General features: G+C 41.8%; 26 protein-coding genes. 13 read left to right on the top strand and 13 right to left on the bottom strand.

The genetic code is table 11. The features are described from left to right. Nucleotides 1–14: 14 nt before the first annotated feature. Nucleotides 15–416 carry a DoxX family protein gene (locus tag CLV57_RS02225; RefSeq protein ID WP_100339728.1) on the top strand — a complete coding sequence of 134 codons (402 nt, stop codon included), beginning with the start codon at nucleotides 15–17 and terminating at the stop codon, nucleotides 414–416. A 21-nt stretch (nucleotides 417–437) separates the two neighbouring features. On the opposite strand, the gene CLV57_RS02220 is transcribed toward CLV57_RS02225, so the two are convergent. Further along, nucleotides 438–1373: a hydrogen peroxide-inducible genes activator gene (locus CLV57_RS02220; protein WP_100339727.1), complete on the bottom strand. Its 936-nt coding sequence runs from the start codon at nucleotides 1371–1373 to the stop codon at nucleotides 438–440. 134 nt (nucleotides 1374–1507) lie between these two features. Here CLV57_RS02220 and CLV57_RS02215 point away from each other — a divergent pair, with 134 nt between their 5' ends. From CLV57_RS02215 to rplS, 9 genes are all read left to right on the top strand, one after another. Continuing rightward, entirely contained in the window at nucleotides 1508–2062 is a 555-nt protein-coding gene (locus tag CLV57_RS02215) for a DNA-3-methyladenine glycosylase I (protein WP_100339726.1), read from the top strand. Nucleotides 2063–2190: 128 nt separating this feature from the next. Beyond that, complete coding sequence (locus CLV57_RS02210; RefSeq protein ID WP_100339725.1) at nucleotides 2191–2718, top strand: 30S ribosomal protein S16; 528 nt, start codon at nucleotides 2191–2193, stop codon at nucleotides 2716–2718. Nucleotides 2719–2872: 154 nt separating this feature from the next. Beyond that, a complete protein-coding gene (rimM, locus tag CLV57_RS02205) occupies nucleotides 2873–3397 on the top strand; it encodes a ribosome maturation factor RimM (RefSeq protein ID WP_100339724.1) in 525 nt (174 codons plus the stop codon). A gap of 71 nt (nucleotides 3398–3468) precedes the next feature. Then, the gene (locus CLV57_RS02200; RefSeq protein WP_157799042.1) at nucleotides 3469–3906 is read left to right on the top strand and encodes a hypothetical protein; all 438 of its coding nucleotides are present in this window, start codon (nucleotides 3469–3471) and stop codon (nucleotides 3904–3906) included. A gap of 10 nt (nucleotides 3907–3916) precedes the next feature. Continuing rightward, nucleotides 3917–4765, top strand: a complete 849-nt coding sequence (locus CLV57_RS02195; RefSeq protein WP_100339722.1) for a hypothetical protein — start codon at nucleotides 3917–3919, stop codon at nucleotides 4763–4765. Nucleotides 4766–4892: 127 nt separating this feature from the next. Further along, the gene (locus CLV57_RS02190; protein WP_100339721.1) at nucleotides 4893–5690 is read left to right on the top strand and encodes a hypothetical protein; all 798 of its coding nucleotides are present in this window, start codon (nucleotides 4893–4895) and stop codon (nucleotides 5688–5690) included. Continuing rightward, nucleotides 5687–5887: a helix-turn-helix transcriptional regulator gene (locus tag CLV57_RS02185; RefSeq protein ID WP_100339720.1), complete on the top strand. Its 201-nt coding sequence runs from the start codon at nucleotides 5687–5689 to the stop codon at nucleotides 5885–5887. Before CLV57_RS02190 ends, CLV57_RS02185 begins: the two co-directional genes overlap by 4 nt. Nucleotides 5888–5980: 93 nt before the next feature. After that, entirely contained in the window at nucleotides 5981–6655 is a 675-nt protein-coding gene (gene trmD, locus CLV57_RS02180; RefSeq protein WP_100339719.1) for a tRNA (guanosine(37)-N1)-methyltransferase TrmD, read from the top strand. A 180-nt stretch (nucleotides 6656–6835) separates the two neighbouring features. Beyond that, nucleotides 6836–7189, top strand: a complete 354-nt coding sequence (rplS, locus tag CLV57_RS02175; protein ID WP_100339718.1) for a 50S ribosomal protein L19 — start codon at nucleotides 6836–6838, stop codon at nucleotides 7187–7189. A gap of 201 nt (nucleotides 7190–7390) precedes the next feature. Here rplS and CLV57_RS02170 read toward each other — a convergent pair whose 3' ends face one another. The 4 genes from CLV57_RS02170 to CLV57_RS02155 are packed head-to-tail and all read right to left on the bottom strand — an operon-like array spanning nucleotide 7391 to nucleotide 10029. After that, on the bottom strand, nucleotides 7391–8056 hold the full coding sequence (locus CLV57_RS02170) for a phosphatidylserine decarboxylase family protein (RefSeq protein WP_100339717.1): 666 nt from the start codon (nucleotides 8054–8056) through the stop codon (nucleotides 7391–7393). A 21-nt stretch (nucleotides 8057–8077) separates the two neighbouring features. Then, nucleotides 8078–8884 carry a phosphatidate cytidylyltransferase gene (locus CLV57_RS02165; protein WP_100339716.1) on the bottom strand — a complete coding sequence of 269 codons (807 nt, stop codon included), beginning with the start codon at nucleotides 8882–8884 and terminating at the stop codon, nucleotides 8078–8080. Beyond that, the gene (locus CLV57_RS02160; protein ID WP_100339715.1) at nucleotides 8881–9093 is read right to left on the bottom strand and encodes a putative signal transducing protein; all 213 of its coding nucleotides are present in this window, start codon (nucleotides 9091–9093) and stop codon (nucleotides 8881–8883) included. The genes CLV57_RS02165 and CLV57_RS02160 overlap by 4 nt, the downstream gene beginning before the upstream one ends. 9 nt (nucleotides 9094–9102) lie before the next feature. Continuing rightward, nucleotides 9103–10029, bottom strand: coding sequence for a CPBP family intramembrane glutamic endopeptidase (locus tag CLV57_RS02155; RefSeq protein ID WP_100339714.1), 927 nt, complete (start codon nucleotides 10027–10029; stop codon nucleotides 9103–9105). A gap of 42 nt (nucleotides 10030–10071) precedes the next feature. Here CLV57_RS02155 and dusB point away from each other — a divergent pair, with 42 nt between their 5' ends. From dusB to CLV57_RS02140, 3 genes are all read left to right on the top strand, one after another. Next, the gene (gene dusB, locus CLV57_RS02150) at nucleotides 10072–11082 is read left to right on the top strand and encodes a tRNA dihydrouridine synthase DusB (protein WP_100339713.1); all 1011 of its coding nucleotides are present in this window, start codon (nucleotides 10072–10074) and stop codon (nucleotides 11080–11082) included. 112 nt (nucleotides 11083–11194) lie between these two features. Then, nucleotides 11195–11581, top strand: a complete 387-nt coding sequence (gene apaG, locus CLV57_RS02145; RefSeq protein ID WP_100339712.1) for a Co2+/Mg2+ efflux protein ApaG — start codon at nucleotides 11195–11197, stop codon at nucleotides 11579–11581. Between the two features lie 45 nt (nucleotides 11582–11626). Beyond that, nucleotides 11627–12118: a hypothetical protein gene (locus CLV57_RS02140; protein WP_100339711.1), complete on the top strand. Its 492-nt coding sequence runs from the start codon at nucleotides 11627–11629 to the stop codon at nucleotides 12116–12118. Nucleotides 12119–12182: 64 nt separating this feature from the next. Here the strand turns inward: CLV57_RS02140 and CLV57_RS02135 are convergent, their stop codons facing one another. The 8 genes from CLV57_RS02135 to kbl all read right to left on the bottom strand — a co-directional run bounded on the left by CLV57_RS02135 (nucleotide 12183) and on the right by kbl (nucleotide 18876). Continuing rightward, a complete protein-coding gene (locus CLV57_RS02135; protein ID WP_100339710.1) occupies nucleotides 12183–13802 on the bottom strand; it encodes a glucuronyl esterase domain-containing protein in 1620 nt (539 codons plus the stop codon). A 224-nt stretch (nucleotides 13803–14026) separates the two neighbouring features. Then, the gene (locus CLV57_RS02130; RefSeq protein WP_100339709.1) at nucleotides 14027–14758 is read right to left on the bottom strand and encodes a zinc metallopeptidase; all 732 of its coding nucleotides are present in this window, start codon (nucleotides 14756–14758) and stop codon (nucleotides 14027–14029) included. A 154-nt stretch (nucleotides 14759–14912) separates the two neighbouring features. Beyond that, nucleotides 14913–15494, bottom strand: coding sequence for a TetR/AcrR family transcriptional regulator (locus CLV57_RS02125; protein WP_100339708.1), 582 nt, complete (start codon nucleotides 15492–15494; stop codon nucleotides 14913–14915). Between the two features lie 4 nt (nucleotides 15495–15498). After that, nucleotides 15499–15915, bottom strand: coding sequence for a Rieske (2Fe-2S) protein (locus CLV57_RS02120; protein WP_245856825.1), 417 nt, complete (start codon nucleotides 15913–15915; stop codon nucleotides 15499–15501). Next, nucleotides 15915–16949 carry a phenylalanine--tRNA ligase subunit alpha gene (gene pheS, locus CLV57_RS02115; protein WP_100339706.1) on the bottom strand — a complete coding sequence of 345 codons (1035 nt, stop codon included), beginning with the start codon at nucleotides 16947–16949 and terminating at the stop codon, nucleotides 15915–15917. The genes CLV57_RS02120 and pheS overlap by 1 nt, the downstream gene beginning before the upstream one ends. Further along, on the bottom strand, nucleotides 16950–17369 hold the full coding sequence (locus CLV57_RS02110; RefSeq protein WP_100339705.1) for a PIN domain-containing protein: 420 nt from the start codon (nucleotides 17367–17369) through the stop codon (nucleotides 16950–16952). Continuing rightward, entirely contained in the window at nucleotides 17359–17643 is a 285-nt protein-coding gene (locus CLV57_RS02105) for a DUF6364 family protein (RefSeq protein ID WP_100339704.1), read from the bottom strand. Before CLV57_RS02105 ends, CLV57_RS02110 begins: the two co-directional genes overlap by 11 nt. A 42-nt stretch (nucleotides 17644–17685) precedes the next feature. Beyond that, entirely contained in the window at nucleotides 17686–18876 is a 1191-nt protein-coding gene (gene kbl, locus CLV57_RS02100) for a glycine C-acetyltransferase (RefSeq protein WP_100339703.1), read from the bottom strand. Nucleotides 18877–18944: the final 68 nt, after the last annotated feature.

The raw sequence follows: 18944 nt of genomic DNA, 5'->3' as shown, positions 1-18944 counted from the left end.
TACTATAAGTTATTATGGCTAAAAAATTAGATGTTGCTTTGTTTATCCTTCGCGTAGGCATTGGTATAGTATTTATTGTACACGGCCTTCCAAAGCTAAATGGCGGACCAGAGCTATGGACGCTTTTGGGTGGCAGCATGAAGCATTTAGGCATCAATTTCCTGCCTGCTTTCTGGGGATTTATGGCCATGGTAGCCGAACTGTTTGGCGGCATTTGTTTGATACTCGGTATTTATCCCCGCCTCGCAGCTATACTTATGCTTTTCACTATGTTGGTGGCCGGAATTAGCGAGCTTGCCGAAGGACAAAAGTTTAAAGACATGCTGGAGCTTTTCCAGCTCACCATATCACTGGTTGTAATTTTACTTTTGGGCGGGGGCAAATATGTGCTGGTAAAATCAAAAAGGTGGGGCTAAACCCCACTTTAAATTGGTCTATTAAATCTCCATCACCTCTTTTTTCTTTTTAGAGCGCATACGTTTAGGCACCAGCTCTAATATTTCATTCTTTAAAGCTTCAACCATACGGCGCTTTAAATAATTTTTTTGGATTACGATGCTTACCTCACGCGCTGGCTCCGGCGATTTAAAGTAGCGCACCTTCTCTATTTGCTTTTCACTCATGTCGGCCAGCGATAGTTCGGGTAATATTGTAGCGCCGTTGTTTTGCTCCACCATGCGTTTTAGCGTTTCAACGCTGCCGGTATTATATTCAAAATGACGGAAGCCCTGCGTGGTTTTGCGTCGCTGGCAAATATTTAATACCTGCTCCCGCATACAATGCCCCTCATTCAGCACCCATATTTCTTCCATATCAATATCATCCGGCGATATGTTTTTCTTTTTAAATAGTTTGCTATTCTTTGATGCGTACGCCACAAAATTCTCGTAAAATACCGGTATCTCTTTCAAAGACGGCTCGCGTAGCGGGGTAGAAAGTATGCCGCAATCCAAGGTGCCCAGTTTTAGTTGATGAATAATTTGCTCGGTAGTTTGCTCCCAGACCACCAGCTTTACCTGCGGATATTTATCTATAAATCCTTTTATCACCTTAGGTAAAATATAAGGTGAAATGGTTGGAATGATGCCCACTTTTAACTCGCCGGAAAGCTCACGCTGCCTGTCGGATATGATCTCTTTGATCTTCTCACTCTCGCCTAATAATACCCGTGCCTGTTGAATAATGTCAACGCCGATCTCGGTTGGTGTTACAGGCTGTTTACTCCGGTCGAAAAGTTTTACGCCTAACGTATCTTCCAGCTTTTGTATCTGCATACTTAGCGTGGGTTGGGTAACAAAGCATTTTTCGGCAGCTACAACAAAACTGCGGTAGGTGTCAACAGCAACAATGTATTCTAATTGAACTATAGTCATAAGTGGTATAAACAAAATCTATGGTAAAGATAAATATTAATCAATTCAATCTATATAACAAAATACAATGTCGTCTTGCTAAATTTTTTGGCATTTAGAATGCGCTTATTATATTTGAATTTAATTGCCTGAATATGGATACAAGCCTTAAACGTTGCAGCTGGTGCGGTACCGACCCATTATACGTTAAATATCATGATGAAGAATGGGGAAAGGAAGTGCATGACGATAAAACGCTGTTTGAGTTTTTGATTTTGGAATCGGCACAGGCAGGTTTAAGCTGGATCACCATTCTGCGCCGTCGCGAAGGTTACCGTAAAGCTTTTGCTAATTTTGATGTGCATAAAGTTGCTGCGTTTACAGATGCGGATGTGGAGCGCTTAATGCAGGATGAAGGTATCATTCGTAATCGTTTAAAAATATTAGCCGCTATTAATAACGCTAAATTGTTCATAGGTATTCAAGAGGAGTTTGGCTCATTTGATAAATACCTGTACAGTTTTATGCCGGATGGTAAACCTATTAACAGTACTACCGGTATAACACCCGCCAGTACGCCCATATCCGATGCGATAAGCAAAGACATGAAAAAGCGAGGCTTTAAATTTTTTGGCACTACCATTTGTTATGCGCATATGCAGGCCACCGGTATGGTTAATGACCATGTGCCCGATTGTGCCTTTAAATAATTATAACCCTTTCTGCCTCAAACAAAATAAGTTACACCACCTATTTTATATAAAATAAATTTTCTTACCTTTGCGTCCCCGCTGAACAAAACTCCGGGGGAATGTTGAACACATAAACAAATTAAGAAATGGCAACTAAAATCAGATTGCAAAGACACGGTAAAAAAGGAAAACCTTTTTACTACATTGTAGTGGCAGATGCACGTGCACCTCGCGATGGTAGGTTTATTGAGCGTATTGGTTCATACAACCCAAACACCAACCCGGCTACTATTGACATTAATTTTGAAAAAACCCTTAACTGGGTAAACAACGGTGCACAGCCAACTGATACTTGTCGTGCTATTCTGTCTTACAAAGGAGTTTTATACAAAAAACACTTAGAAGGCGGCGTTAAAAAAGGCGCTTTAACTCAAGAACAAGCTGACGAAAAATTTGCAGCCTGGACTGAGCAAAAAGACGGTAAAATCACCGGTAAAAAATCAGGTTTACTATCAGCAAAAGAAGAAGCGCGTAAAGCTGCTTTAGCTGCTGAAGCAAAACGTAATGCTGATAAAGCTGCTGCTGTTGCTGCTAAAAATGCTCCGGTTGCCGAAGAAGTTGAAGAAGCTCCGGCTGCTGAAGAAGCTGCACCAGAAGCAGAAAGCGCAGAATAATTTTTTCGAAAATTTTAAATCTAAAGATATGGCGAAGCAACCTTACCGGTTCTTCGCCATTATTATTTTAGCCTCACCCCACCCCTCTACTTAAGGAGAGGGAGAATTAGAAATTCGTGTAATTCGCTCAAATTCGAGAAATTAGTGAAATAATATGAAAATTGAAGACCACTTCCGCATAGGCAGCGTACTAAAAACCAAAGGCCTTAAAGGCGAAATGCAGCTGTATATTGATTTTGACGGACTGGAAGCCATTAAATTTAATGCCCTGTTTATTGAAATAGGCGGAAAACTGGCTCCTTACTTTGTGCAATCTATCAAATACAATCAAAAAAACTCGGCATACCTGTACCTGGAAGATGTTGACACTGTTGAAAAAGCATCGTTACTAGTAAAAAAGGATATATACCTTCCTAATAAACTTAAACCCAAAAAGAAAAAGGAAGAGTTTACGCTGAAAGACCTAAAGGGCTTTATTGCTATTGATGAGACAGAAGGTGAGCTGGGCGAAATTACCGATATCCTGGAATATCCGCAGCAAATATTAGCTGCCGTTAATTACGAAGGCAAAGAAGTGCTGTTCCCGCTTAACGGCACCTTTATTAAAGGTATTGATGTAGAAGGCGGCGAAGTGTACCTTGATCTGCCGGAGGGATTATTGGATATTTATCTCGACTAAAAAATATTTGTCAAAAATACTTGACATATGTAAAGTTTGTTTTACATTTGGTAAACCAAACTTTACAGATAGTGAAAACACGTTTCTTATTTCCGCACCATTGGCGCAAGGGAGCAATCATTTTAATATTCTTGGGTATTATACTTGCAATTGTTCTAATTTGCTTTTATAAACAATTTACTGCTTGGCAGACTGAAAGATCGAACAGCGGCCTGCTGGATCTTGAAGGGATCGTAGAAAGTGCGGTACTCTTATTACTGATTTGTGGTTTGTTGCTATTTGCATTTACGAAAGAAGAAGTAGAGGACGAGCACTTGGTACAGCTTCGTCTTGATTCTTTGCAGTGGGCGGTCTATTCAAATTACGGCTTAGTAATAATCAGCATACTAATATTAAATGGCAGCGACCTGATTACTGTTCTTGGCGCTAATGTATTTACTCCGCTTGTCATTTTCATTTTACGTTTCAGGTGGGTTGTTTATCAATCCAATAGTTTACTTGAAAAATAATATTACAATTATGAAACCTTATTTATTATTTCCTAACAAATTCCGGATGATTGGATGGCTGCTTTTCATCCCTGGATTTATTTTAGGCGTAGCCTGCCAAATATGGCAGTACCAAATACCCGGCTTCACTTTAAAATTGCGTGAAACAAGTAGTTTACTAAAGCCGGAGTATGAAAATTTTACCAATGAACTGGCTTTGGCCCTTGTTGTAGCAGGCCTTTTAATGACGGCTTTTGCTAAAGAGAAAGTAGAGGACGAACTGATTTCAAAAATAAGGGCAAATTCGCTGTACTGGGCTATATTAGTTAGTTCTTTGGTCAGATTGGTCTATATAACATTACATTCGTTTAATTTAGATATGTTTCCGGACGTTGGCTACACAATGTTCTTTATTCCATTGCTGATTTTCAAACTACGGTTCCGTTATTTGATAACCCGCAAAAAAGATATTTACGCCTTAGATAATTTATATTATCTACCTAACCGACCTTATCGTATAGTATCGGCCGCGCTATCATTTTTTTTGATCGGATCTGGTATTTATTGCGTGTATAACTTTTTAACAGCTCCCGATTTTCTAAATACACTGGCAAACTTTATGTTTTTACCGCTAATAGCATGGGTATACACTAAAGAAGAAAAAGAAGATGAATTTATTGCTTCGCTACGTGTACAATCAATGCAGTTAGCTGTAATCATATATTATTTAATGCTATTGATAGCTAACATTATTTTATACTCCGTTCCGTTTTTATACATCATTAGTTTCAGTACAGAAATTATAGCTATTGCATTCCTTATTAAGTTTAATTGGCAATTGAGAAAGTACAAAGTTATGCAAGGGGGATTGGCTTTATGAAAAACTCATTGTGTGTTGATCGCGCTATAAAAAACATAAGCGAGGCCGACCTTGTCATGCTTGAAGCAATATATAACAGCGTAGGGTTTGATCATCATAATAAAATTTGTCAGGAGGCTAACTTATCATGAATTTCGAGCTTTTATCTCCAAGAGTTAAACAGGCAGGTTATTTATTATTAATGATATCGGCCATTGGGTTTTTTATAAATACATCCGGCATTTTGATGCTGATTTACCCTCCTAAAAAATTTGATAATCAATTCGCGTTGGCCTCTATAGGTAATTCTATAGCCTTAGTTTTATTCGCACTGGCTATCGTATTTATAGTGGTTGGCAAAGCCAAAAAAGATTATACTTCCTTATCAAACAGGTTGTTATTACCGCATTATTTTAAATATGCGGGTTATATTTATCTATTTTTTACGCTGATATATGCTGTAACCAATTATAAACACCGGTATGTAAGAAAGGAAGAGTGGTTTACGCACGTAATGATCCCCTCTTATCAAGCTGGTTTAACCGATGAACAAAACAAGGTTTTTAACAGTATGAAAGATGGGGGAATAGTTGTGCATTCAAATAGTATCATTATTACCCCCTTTACTATGATTTTGCCCGTTGGGTTACTGTTTTTGGCTTTTGCTAAAGAGCGGGTTGAAGACGAGTTGATCAGTAAATACCGTACACAGTCGCTGCAATTAGCCATTTTGCTGCTTTTCTTTATTGTACTGTATCAAAAATTTAATGTCCCTGAAATAAAGACACTTATTTTGACAAGCAAAAAAGGTATAGGCTACTTTGACATTCCGGGAACAACATGGAGGGCAGATGTATTAATTAATGTAGTTTTGATTTTTAGCATTTTAAGAATGGAATATATGCTAAGAATAAAGCCGTTATTCTCAAAACACGCCGAATCATGAAGAACTCGCTGCGTGTAGAGCGCGCCATAAAGAACATAAGCCAAGCAGAACTGGCACAGTTAATAGGTGTATCCCGACAAACCATTAATACAATAGAAAGCAACAAGTACGTGCCATCAACCGTGCTTGCTTTAAAAATTGCAAGAGTTTTCGGTAAAAATGTGGAAGAGATATTTGAGTTAGAGGAAGAAGATTAAGCTCCCTAACCCCCTAAAGGGGGAATATATCGTCATTAAAAGCTCCGCCTTCAGGGGGTTGGGGGGCTCAACACTATTCCCTACCTTTGCCGCATGCGTTTTGATATTATAACGGTATTGCCGGGTTTGTTGGAAAGTCCTTTTGCTCACTCTATTTTGCTGCGTGCGCAAAAAAAAGGCATCAGCGAAATATATGTGCATAACCTGCGCGATTACGCTACCAACAAACAAAAAAGCGTTGACGATTACCCTTATGGTGGTGGCAGCGGCATGGTAATGTCAATAGCGCCATTTGCTGCTTGTATTGAAAAGCTCAAAAGTGAACGGGAATACGATGAGGTGATATTCATGACGCCGGATGGCGAAACGCTTAACCAGCCCATTGCCAATCAGCTGTCCACAAAAAAGAATATTATTATTCTATGCGGTCACTATAAAGGCATAGATCAACGCATCCGTGATGTTTATGTTACCCGCGAGATTTCTATTGGAGATTACGTGCTATCAGGTGGCGAGCTGCCTGCTGCTGTTTTAGTGGATGCCGTTGTTAGGTTAATACCCGGTGTATTGAATGATGAAACTTCGGCTTTGTCTGATTCTTTTCAGGATGGCTTGTTAGATGCTCCGATTTATACGCGCCCTGTTGACTGGAACGGCCACAAAGTGCCCGATGTATTATTAAGCGGGCACGCTGCAGAGATTGAAAAATGGCGTTTTGAGCAGGCTGTTGAGCGTACCAAAACAAGGCGACCGGATCTGTTAGATTAACGAGTATTAGCTAAAAGCGGGCATGAGTTAACACCTTGAGCGAGTGCCCGAACCGACGCATTTTGTTAATAAAAAACAAAATGTGGAATTTTTTAAAATCGTTTTTTAATTCTCAAAAATAATCCCTATACTTGCAATCCGATTTTTAGGGGCTAAAAATCGCTTTAAGAGCTTAAAATCATGGATTTAATAAAATTTGTAGAAGAGCAAACAGTAACAGTTAACCAACTTCCGTCTTTCAAAGCAGGCGATACTGTAAGCGTACATTATAAGATCAAAGAAGGTAACAAAGAGCGTATCCAGGTTTACCAAGGTGTTGTTATTCAACGTAACAGCACAGGCGTTTCTGAAACTTTCACTGTACGTAAAGTCTCTAACGGTGTAGGTGTTGAGCGTATCTTCCCTGCTAATTCACCTAACATTGATAAAGTTGAGGTTAACAGCTTTGGTAAAGTACGTCGTGCTAAATTGTTCTACCTGCGTGCACTTACCGGTAAAGCTGCCCGTATCAAAGCAAAACGCGTAGCAAAGTAATTTGCTAATAAGCATATTTAAAAACCTTTCTGAGCGATCAGAGAGGTTTTTTTATTGGCTAAAATTTTGTTGCAATTGCTGAGTACTTCTAAACAGTTCTATTGATTGCTTAATGCTCGCGCCGATTAATAACCTTAAAAGAAAAGCCTTACCCCTTTTTAGAGGCAAGGCTTTCGCTTTTCGTCATAATATTTTACTTAGTTAAGCCGGTAGCTCAGCTAAAACGGTTCTGCCGCCTTTAACTACTTCGCCAATCTGTACGTTAACTTTTGAGCCGATTGGTAAAAACACATCCACCCTTGAGCCAAATTTAATAAAGCCAAACTGGTCGCCTTGCTCAACTTTGTCGCCTTCTTTTACATACCAAACAATACGGCGGGCCAAAGCGCCTGCAATTTGTCTGAACAATACCTGATGCTTGCCGTCTGTGGTTTCGGTAACTACAGTTGTACGCTCATTCTCGGTTGATGATTTTGGGTGCCATGCTACCAAATATTTACCCGGGTGATATTTAAAATATTTCACTACCCCGCTAATCGGGTTGCGGTTAACATGCACATTAACCGGCGACATGAATACCGACACCTGCAAGCGCTTATCTTTTAAAAATTCAGGTTCATCTGTTTCCTCAATAACAACAACTTTACCATCTGCAGGGCAAAGTACCGAGTTTTCATCCTGTGTGATGAGCAGTTTCGGACTGCGGAAAAACTGAACAATGGTAACAAACAGCAGGAACGAGAAAATGTAAATTATCCATTTAAACACGTAAGCCTGCGGAAAATAGAACTGTATGGCCGCATTCAACACAAATATGAATAAAATGCAAAGTGCCAGCGAAGTGTATCCCTCTTTATGAAAAGTCATTTATATAAATTTTATGCAAAACTAAAAATTTGTTACAAAGTACAGGTATGCATATACAATTGGTGCAGCCAGTAATAAACCGTCAAACCTATCCAATAACCCACCGTGCCCCGGCAATATACCACCCGAATCTTTCACCTTAAGGCTGCGTTTCAACATAGATTCTATCAGATCGCCAATGGTGCCAAATACGCTGATGATCATGGCCATCCATATTAAATTTTGCAGTGGTTGTTCTGTAAAATAATGGTTTACTATAAATGCAATACCAACAGTAATTAATACGCCTCCAATAAAGCCCTCCCATGTTTTTTTAGGCGAATGCCTTTCAAACAGCTTGGTTCGGCCAAATTTGCTGCCTACCAGATATGCGCCTGTATCATTACCCCAAAGCATCAACAAAAATGCCAAAGGCAAATGCGGATTAAAACTACCATTAAGGTAACCTAACGCGTGAAAGAAGCTGAACGGAATAATAGTGAACAGGAGGCCAAAAAATGTGTAGGAGATATTGGTAAACGGCGCGTCGGTTTTTTTGAATAGCTCCTGTATGGCAATAAAACTCAAAGTAACAGGAAGCAGTAATATCAATTTGCGGGCATCGTCATCATAAGCTATCAAAACAAAAATAACATATATGAAAGCCCCGTTTAGTAAGGCGGTGGTTATATTAGGTTTGATGGATGCTGATTTTAGCAGACCGTAAAACTCCCACAGGCAAAAACTCCCCAGCAAAAAGTAAAACACATCAAAAACATACTGCCCGGTTAAAACGGATGACAGCATTACAATAACAAAGAAGAAGCCGGTAATGGCGCGGGTTTTCATAAAAAGTTAACTTGGTTGAGGATCATGAGTTCAATAGCGTGGCTAAAGTTGTCACGATGGATGTAAACCTCTACATTGCCAAAGCCATGAGAAGAAGCTTGCTTGTTCATTAAAACAGCATCAATATCATTTTCGCACAGTACCTGCTTCACAATCTCCGACTGGTAAAAGTGGGTTGAAGTGAAAATTTTTATCCAGTTTTTCTCCATTTATGTTCGTCAGGGTGCTGTTGAGCGTTTTTTGGCCACATAGTGGTACACATACAGCAAAAATAGCACAATTATGAAGCTAAATACATAGACATAAGTGGAATTCTGAAAAATCTGATTCGCATTGGGATCAACTTTGATCACCTTGCGTTGGTAAAGGTAATAGGCCACCACCGCGGTGCCGTTATTAAGGAAGTGCGCCCATATGGCCGGCCACACGCTGCCGCTCCACGCGGTAAAGTAGCCAAACAAAACACCTAAAAGCAAACGGGGCAAAAATCCAAAAAACTCTAAGTGAAATGCGCTGAACAATATGCCTGTTACCCAAACTGCAACGTGCACATTACCAAACCACTTAAAAAAAATGGTTTGCAGGCATCCCCTAAAGGTTAACTCTTCTACAATAGCTGTAAGTAGTCCGATGGCCAATACATTAACTATAACCGACCAGATTGAATCCATTTTCAACAGGATGCCTAAAAGTTGCTGGGCTTTGTCTTCGCTTTCGCGCATCCAATCCTGCACGGCTTTCAAATACTCAGGTAAAACCATCCGCTTATTAATGGCTCCTAAAAACTCAATTAACGGCGATGATACCAGCATCACACAAAAAACCAGCAATAGCAATTGCCACGGAAATTTAAAGGAAGGCTTTAAGTATTCATCGGTTTGTTTTACAATAACTTTAGCGAACAGCAGTGGGGTTATCAACAAAGGCAATGTTGTACCAACTATCTGTAAAACCCAAAGCGCGCCGGCAGCGCCGGGCTTTGAAAAATCAAGCTGAGCAATGCCCATTACCATCTCTAGGCCATATAGGGCTGTCACCAATGCAAGTGCAATTACGTTGCCTACCAGTACAACACCAATAATGAGCGATACCAGAATAAGGAATTGCACCGATGGATGCAGGCGACCGGAGGGTGTAGCTGTCATTTAATTCAATTTTCGTATTTTTGTAACGGGTTAAAGATAAGCATGTCTGTAAAAATAGGAAATATAGATTTAGGGGAGTTCCCGTTATTGCTGGCACCGATGGAAGATGTGAGCGATCCACCGTTCCGTTACGTTTGCAAACAGCACGGGGCCGATATGATGTATACCGAGTTCATATCGTCGGAAGGGTTGATACGTGATGCTGCCAAGAGCATTAAAAAACTCGATATTTTTGAATACGAACGCCCGATAGGCATTCAGATTTTTGGCAGTGATATTGAACACATGCGCGAAGCATCTGAAATTTCAAGTCGCGCTAACCCGGATCTTATCGATATTAACTATGGCTGCCCGGTGAAAAATGTGGCTTGTCGTGGCGCTGGTGCCAGTCTTTTGCAGGATATAGACAAGATGGTAGCCATGACCAAGGCGGTTGTTGAGGGTACCCATTTACCGGTTACCGTTAAAACACGCCTGGGCTGGGACGATAACACTAAAAACGTAGAAGAGGTGGCCATGCGCCTGCAGGATGTGGGCATCAAGGCGCTTACCATTCATGGACGCACCCGCGCGCAGATGTATAAAGGCCATGCCGACTGGACACTGATTTCCAAAATAAAGAAGAATCCACTCATCCATATTCCCATTTTTGGAAACGGTGATATTGACTCGCCTGAAAAAGCCGCCGAATGGCGTTTGCAATACGGTGTTGACGGTATGATGATAGGCAGAGCAGCTATTGGCTACCCATGGATCTTCCGGGAGATAAAACACTACTTTGAAACCGGCGAACACCGGGAAAAGCCAACCTTTGCCGAGCGCATTGATGCATGCCGTACGCATTTGATCAAATCAATAGAATGGAAAGGACCAAAAACCGGCGTTTTTGAAATGCGCAGGCACTATTCCAATTACTTTAAAGGGATTGATAACTTTAAAGAATACCGCTCGCGTTTGGTTACGGCAGGAACATTTGAGGAGGTTAGTGATATTTTAAACGAGATTGAATGCAACCCCCGGTTCAGCTCATCCGTATCAATAGTGGAAGTTTAACATTTGGGATTTGTTTATTTAATGTTAAAAAATCTATATTGCTGAAAATTATAGGTTTACATGGCTTGATTTTTGAAGCCTCGCATTATCTTTGACTTAAGCTATAATCAATATGGTTACATGTATAACAGACGGAGTTAAGGTTTCGGTAGAAACCATCTATCAGCCCGAGTATTCTAACCCGGCTAATGATCATTTTATGTTTGCTTATAAAGTGACGATAGAGAATAAGGGAAGTTATTCTGTGCGTCTGTTAAGCCGCCATTGGCATATATTTGATTCGAACGGCGCCAAGCGCGAAGTGGAGGGAGAAGGTGTTGTAGGTATGCAGCCGGTTATTGAGCCCGGCAGTTCGCACGAGTACGTATCAGGCTGTAACCTTAAAACAGATATGGGTACCATGAAAGGCCAGTACCGCATGATGCGCCTTTTAGATAACACTTTTTTTGATGTTCAAATACCTGAGTTTGATCTGATAGCTCCGTATAGGATGAATTAACTTACAAGTATATATTCCAGTTTAACACCTTCCGTAAAATCACCGATGCAATCGATGAAACTCAACTTTAAATCGATTGCAATCGTAGTGGTAGGTATTCTACTATCATTGATATTGGTTGATATATTACTCACCGATAGTGTAAGTTCAGAAAATATCGCCCTTATAAAGGGGCATTTTTCAAAAATAGAACAAGAAGTTAATAGAGGGGAATATTCTTATAACTTATTTACTGAGGAAGAAGCCGATAAATATTATAAGATTGCTGCTGATGACTCAGATTGTTTCTTTTACTTCAGCTTTTTGTCACAGGTTAAAAAGGGGCAACCAATAGAGATTGGTATATGTAAAAATGATTTCCTTAGAAAGGGATTTGTCGTGAGCCTTATTCTTAACAAGCAAAATTATATTGGCATCGATTGCATAAACGACCGTATCTCCAATACTAAAATTTCAGTATCCGTCATATTTTTCTCTTTGACACTAGTTTTTCTGTTCCGGTTTTTATATCTAAAGAAAATAATACGAATAAAATAACGAAAACAAAAAGAGCGATGATTTTTTACGCCCATCGCCCTTTTGGTTTATATCGAAGATTCGATTACCTACCCGCCTGTACAGCCGGCGTAGCCGCTGGTCTGCCCATCTTTTGATCGGCCCATTTAATGAACCATTTCATATTAGCCTGATCCTGGTGTCCCTGATCGTGCTGGCGCCAGGCCAGATCGCCATCTAACATTGGCGTATTTACAGGTGGCATTTTTTCTTTGTTATAATCATTTGATACGCCGAGATCTTTTTTACCCAACAGCTTAAATACCGGTCCGGCGGCAACGGTAGCCATATAGCTTCCTTGCTGATCCAGCCATTTAGCGTCGCCTTGTTCGGGTATACCGTAGCTAATAAAAGTTAAGCGTGGTGCGCAAAGCGCTATCAGCATGTGCGAATCAACAGGAATATCGCCCGGCGTTTTAGCGCCAAATTTAGCATCGGATGCGCCGTATTTCATAAAGTTGCCGGCCATCCAGTGAAATTCTCCGGTGCCGGTCAAGCTTTCAACAGCCTCACCAAAATTACGACGGTGCAGTTTAGCGCCACCCTCGCCCGATGAACCCACCAGAGCCATATTAAATTTAGGCTCAAATGCCAATGCTATCAAAGCCGCCTTACCATAACGTGAAACGCCTTCGATGCCTACCTTTTTAGCATCAACAGCAGGTTCTTTTGCTTCCAGGTAATCTAATGCCCTGCCTGCGCCCCATGCCCATGCACGTAAAGCGCCCCAGTCTTCAGGTTTGCGGGGCTGGCCTTTGTTAACCAAACCAATTATGCCACGGGTTAAACCGGCGCCATTATCAGCCTGTATGCTTGCGGTACTAATAGTGCAATAGCCCCACCCTGCGGCCAGCAACTGTTGCGTTGACGATGGATCATTGTTAACGCCTGCTATGCCCGGAACATCAACCGGTCCGGCGGCCGGAGCGGCAGGAGCGCCCGGGCGACCACCCGGAGCACCGCCACCTAAACCAAACGCACTTTGCACGGCGGGTAAGGTAACTGGCTGCCATGCTGGATGCTCATCTAAAATTGTTTTTAATGACGGATCGCTTTTGATCAGCAGATCCTTTAAAGCCGCGTTAAGCCTGGTAACTTCCGCAGCTGTTGGTGCACTTGGCGCAGGCAGGCCCGGCATGCCAAACATCATCAGCACCGGTACCGGGCCTTTAACGTTAGTAGGCACAACCAGCGTCATTTCAATATTCACATCAATTTGCGGGTAGGCTGAGTTATCTACATGCCCTATGATCTGTTTGGCAATAACCGGTATGCGGTTTACCATTTCTTTGTCAACCAGCTTTACCTGCCAGTTTATTTTAGGCATGTTTTTCGGTACGCGTCCAATTACCTCTCTTTCAAAATCTTCAACTATCTCGGGGCGGCGCTGGTTCCACCATTGCTCGGGGGTTGTTACTTTTTTACCGTTCTTAAGCGTTAAAACATCCGGCAGGTTAGGGTAAGGATTAGCTAATGCCTCATCGTAGTTAGCATGATTAGGCGCGCTTTCGTTACCACTGGGTCCGGGGCGCAAGGCTTTAATGCCCAGTTGCTCCATCATGTTTTTGTGGTCTTCCTGCGCGGTAAAGGTCACCATGGGTGGGTTGCCGGTTTGGGCCATTGCCGCTGTTGAAGCAAGCATAAGCAGGCCAAGCATTCTTTTCATTTTAGTGTAATGGGTTTTAAAGGGTTATTTAGTTGTGCCGAAAATCGGCTAATCGGTTACAACAAATCTATATAAAAACCTATCAAGCTAATAATCAACAGGTGAATAATATATAACGCTAACGATTGCGAATCAGCAAACAACACAATTGTTACAGGATGTAAGTGCCAACAAAAAAGGCGACCGGTGAAGTCGCCTTGTAAAATAAAAATTTATGCTGATTATTAATCGTCTCTTCTGCCTAACAGAAAAGAAGCGTAATAAAGCAATGTAGCCAATGCGCTCAGTGCTGCAACAACATAAGTCATGGCCGCCCACCAAAGTGCATCTTTAGCCTGCTGATGTTCTGCTTGAGTTTGCATTACATTGTAGTTATTATTCAACCACGCTAAAGCCCTGTTGCTGGCATCAAACTCAACCGGCAGCGTTATAAAGGTAAACAGCGTTACCACCGCCAGTGCTGCCACACCAATGGTTAATACAAAAGCATTATGGGAGAAAAAAAACAGCATAACACCTATGGTTAAGGTAACCTGCACCAAGGTATTAGCTACATTAGTTAATGGCACCAAGGTGGAGCGTAATTGCAGCCAGCTATAACCTTTGGCATGTTGCACTGCATGTCCGCACTCGTGGGCGGCAACGGCCGCCGCGGCTATACTACGACTGTTATAAACGTCGGCGCTCAAATTTACGGTGCGGTTCTCCGGGTTATAATGGTCGGTTAGCTGGCCATCAACAGAAGTTACCTGAACATCATAAACGCCGTTATCTTTGAGCATTAGTTCGGCTACTTCTCGGCCGGTTAAGCCTGAAGACAAAGCCATCTCTGAGTATTCCTTAAACTTGCTTTTAAAGCGCCATTGCACTATAAAACTGATCACGGCAATAGCTATCATTAAAAACAAAGCAGAGCCGTAACTTATAAATCCTAATATAATTGATAAATGATCCATGTTTCTTTTTGGTATTGATCAAATACATTCAAAAAGTATTCCAGTATGTGTTTAACCTGGTTTGCCTCAAAATGGCATCAGCTATAGCCGATACACTGTCATTTATGCAGTAGTAATGCTAAAATTGCAGTTTTGACGAGTGGGAATAAAGGACTTAGATGGTAATAGCCGCTTTAACCAGGTAGGGCAATACATCTTTTTGGAAGGAAACAAAGTTTTTGCGTACGTCGCTATCGCTTACTGAGGTGAAGGCGAAACTGAAAACAATGCTTTTGCTACATGTGATCAAAAAACGCAGGCGCTGCATATAGTTGCCATCGCGGCGAATGTGCGTAATGCGGGCGAAGGACGACATCAGCATATCTTCCAGCTCGTTACTCAAATTCTTTAAAAACTCCTGTGAATTGGTTGATTCGCGAATGAAATCCCAGCCAATAAACTCATTACAAACCGTATAACTTAATCGGCAGGTTTTCATGATGAGGCCGCTCAGGTGTTTCTCTTCGTCGGCTTCGGGGTTGCTTTTGCTGATAAGGTCGTCTACACTCAGGCGGATGTAATCCATCAGCAAGGTATGGAGCAACTCTTCTTTACTCTCAAAATATTTGTAAATGGTAGCCTTGGCAATACGGGCACGCTTGGCAATTTCGTTAACGCTTGTTTTATGGTAGCCAAACTTTCGGAATAGCTCCTGCGCGGCCCGCTTAATGCTGTCTTTTATTTTTTCGGCTTCCATAAGATCAGTTAGAGATGGTCAGAAAATTTCCCGACGGATCAATATACACATTATATTGCTTAAGCGAGCGTACAGCGGGCGCTTTGTTAGGTGTACCGTCTTGCAACAGCCATTTAGAGCCACTGCAAGGATCGGTAACCAGTATTTTATTATCATCAATAGTTACAGCGCAGCGTTTTTCAGGTTCGTATGCGCTGCATCGGTCGTAAGCCCGATAGCCATAAACTGTATTAGCCACAATAATGCCCGAAACGCCATAGCCATTAATAGCAACCGCGCTGCCAATGGAACGTAGTTGTGAGTATCTTGGGTCATTTAGCTGCAACTGAAGGTTTACGGCAACATAAGGCACAACATTGCCCTGCTTGCCGCACCCGGCCAGCAAAAACAACAATAGTATAGCTGTGCCCAGTTGCTTCATTATATAATTTCAGATTGAAACTGTTTCAGGAACCTTACGTCGTTCTCAGAGAACAGACGAAGATCGCGGATAACATATTTCAAATTAGTGATACGTTCAATACCCATACCAAAAGCAAAGCCGGTATATTTTTTACTGTCGATGCCGCAGTTCTCTAATACATTAGGATCAACCATGCCGCAGCCCAATATCTCTACCCAACCGCTGTATTTACACATGTTACATCCGCTGCCTTTACAAATGGTGCATGATACATCCATTTCGGCAGATGGCTCGGTGAACGGGAAGTACGACGGGCGGAAGCGCACTTTGGTGCCTTCGCCGTACAGCTCCTGCACAAAGTGATAAAGCGTTTGCTTCAAGTCGGCAAATGATACGTTCTCATCTACATATAAACCCTCTACCTGGTGGAAGAAGCAATGTGCACGGGCAGAGATAGCCTCATTACGGTAAACACGGCCCGGCATAATAGCGCGGAACGGCGGTTTGCCATTCTCCATCATGCGCACCTGTACCGATGAGGTATGCGTACGCAGCGCAATATCATCAGTACCGCTGTTCTTTTTGATGAAGAAGGTATCCTGCATATCGCGGGCAGGGTGCTCTTCAGGGAAGTTTAGGGCCGAGAAGTTGTGCCAGTCGTCTTCTATCTCCGGACCTTCGGCCACTACGAAGCCTAAACGCTTAAACACATCAATGATCTCGTTCCTTACCAAAGTAAGCGGATGGCGCGATCCTAACTCAAAGCCATCCCCTGGAAGGGTTTTGTCAATATCAGCTGTAGCAGTGTCAGCAGTATTTGCTGATGCTTCTTTAAGCTCGCTATATTTTTCTTCGGCCAGTTGTTTAAACTGGTTAAGTACTTTGCCAAAGGTGCGTTTTTCTTCCGGACCAACGGTTTTAAACTGGTCAAAAAGATCTTTTATAATACCCTTGGTTCCTAAAAACTTGATACGGAAAGCTTCCAGTTCATCAGCCTTTGTAGCCGCGAATGCCTTGATCTCGGCGGTATATTTATCTATTTTTTCCTGCATTTAGCTTAATGTTCGTAAAAATTGCTCGGCTGTTAAAACCGGTATAGTGGCTTGCTTATAATCTTTTATATTACGGGTGATGATGGCATCACAGTTGTTTTTTATGGCGATGTGATGTTGGATTGCATCTTCGAAATCACTGAATGAGCTTGATAATGCAAAATTAACCGCATCTTTATCAAACGGCAATACTTCAATCAAATCAGATAAAGCACGCAAACTTTCTTTAGCCTTTACAGCACCCATCTTCTTTGACAGGATATAATTCATATTTGCAAATATCAGCGAAGATGTGCTCACATTAAACCTTGAATTTTCGCTGTAATGAAATATTAGCTGTGTATAACCGTAAAACGGCTCTCTAAACAATAACATATCCAGTAAAACATCGCTGTCTAAATACAAGTTTTTAAAGGTCATATTTATCCTTTAAATATTCATACTTCATGTCCTTATAGTCCATGTCATCCGGGTAAGCTCCTTTTAAAATGCCGGTTAATGCCTTAATATTATCAGATAGTTCTATGGTCTTTAAACGTTCAAGCAAATCATCCTCTTTTTTCTCCTTTTTTACAATCTCATCAAAAAAATCCTGAACCAGTTTGGATACGCTTGTGTGCTTTTTCTTGGCATAGCTTTTTATAGCAGGTAAGGAGTCGGATTTAACACTTAAAGTTAACTTTGTATTTTCCATAACAAACACGTTATACGTACAAATATAAGCAACTTATACGTATTATTTAAGCACACCCAACTCCTTACCTACTTTGGTAAATGCGGCAATGGCCTTATCCAAGTGCTCTTGATTGTGCGCGGCGGATAGCTGTACCCTTATCCTGGCTTTGCCCTGCGGCACAACCGGATAGTAGAAACCAATAACATAAATGCCTTCGTCCAGCATTTTGGCGGCAAACTCCTGCGCCAGCTTGGCGTCATACAACATCACCGGAACAATGGGGTGAACGCCGGGTTTAATGTCAAAACCTGCTTCCGTCATTGCTTTGCGGAAGTATTGGGTATTATACTCCAGCTTATCCCGCAGTTGCGTTGTTTGGCTCAGCATATCCAACACCGCGATAGATGCACCGGTAATTGCAGGTGCCAATGTATTGCTGAACAGGTATGGCCTTGAGCGCTGGCGCAGCATCTCAATTATTTCTTTCCTGCCGGATGTGAATCCACCCGAAGCTCCTCCTAATGCCTTACCTAATGTGCCGGTAATAATGTCTATCTTATCCATCACATGATGGTGCTCATGCGTACCGCGACCTGTTTTCCCCATAAATCCGCTGCAATGGCTTTCGTCTATCATTACCAAAGCATTATATTGCTCGGCTAACACGCATATTTTATCCAGTTGCGCAATGGTGCCATCCATACTGAAAGCGCCGTCAGTCACGATAATTCTATGACGGCAGTTCTGTGTGGCTTTTAACTTCTCTTCCAGATCGGCCATGTCATCGTGCTTGTAACGCTGGCGCTGGGCTTTGCACAGGCGTACGCCGTCAATAATGGAAGCATGGTTCAGCTCATCAGAGATAATCGCATCCTGGTCATTAAACAGCGGCTCAAACACTCCGCCATTGGCATCAAAGGCAGCGGCGTAAAGTATGGTGTCTTCAGTACCTAAAAATTCAGAAATCTTCTTTTCGAGTTCTTTGTGGATATCCTGCGTGCCGCAAATAAAACGCACGGATGACAGGCCATAGCCGTGGCTATCCATAGCAGCTTTGGCCGCGTCTACTACTTGCTGGTTACCAGATAGTCCTAAGTAATTATTGGCACAAAAGTTAATTACTTCTTTACCGCCCTGTACGGTTATCCCGGCCCCCTGGCGGGAGGTTATTATTCTTTCTTTTTTATACAGACCGGCCTGCTCAATTTCAGCAAGTTCCTGCTGCAATACGGGTTTCAGCGTGTTATACATAGATCAGTTAATTAATGTGCCCAAAAGTAAACAATAATGCCCGTTTAACCGGGCTTGTAAATATATTG

The organism is Mucilaginibacter auburnensis (assembly GCF_002797815.1).
Taxonomy (GTDB): Bacteria; Bacteroidota; Bacteroidia; order Sphingobacteriales; family Sphingobacteriaceae; genus Mucilaginibacter; species Mucilaginibacter auburnensis.
The sequence above is the reverse complement of the archived record's forward strand: the minus strand, read 5'-3'. Positions and strand labels throughout refer to the sequence as shown.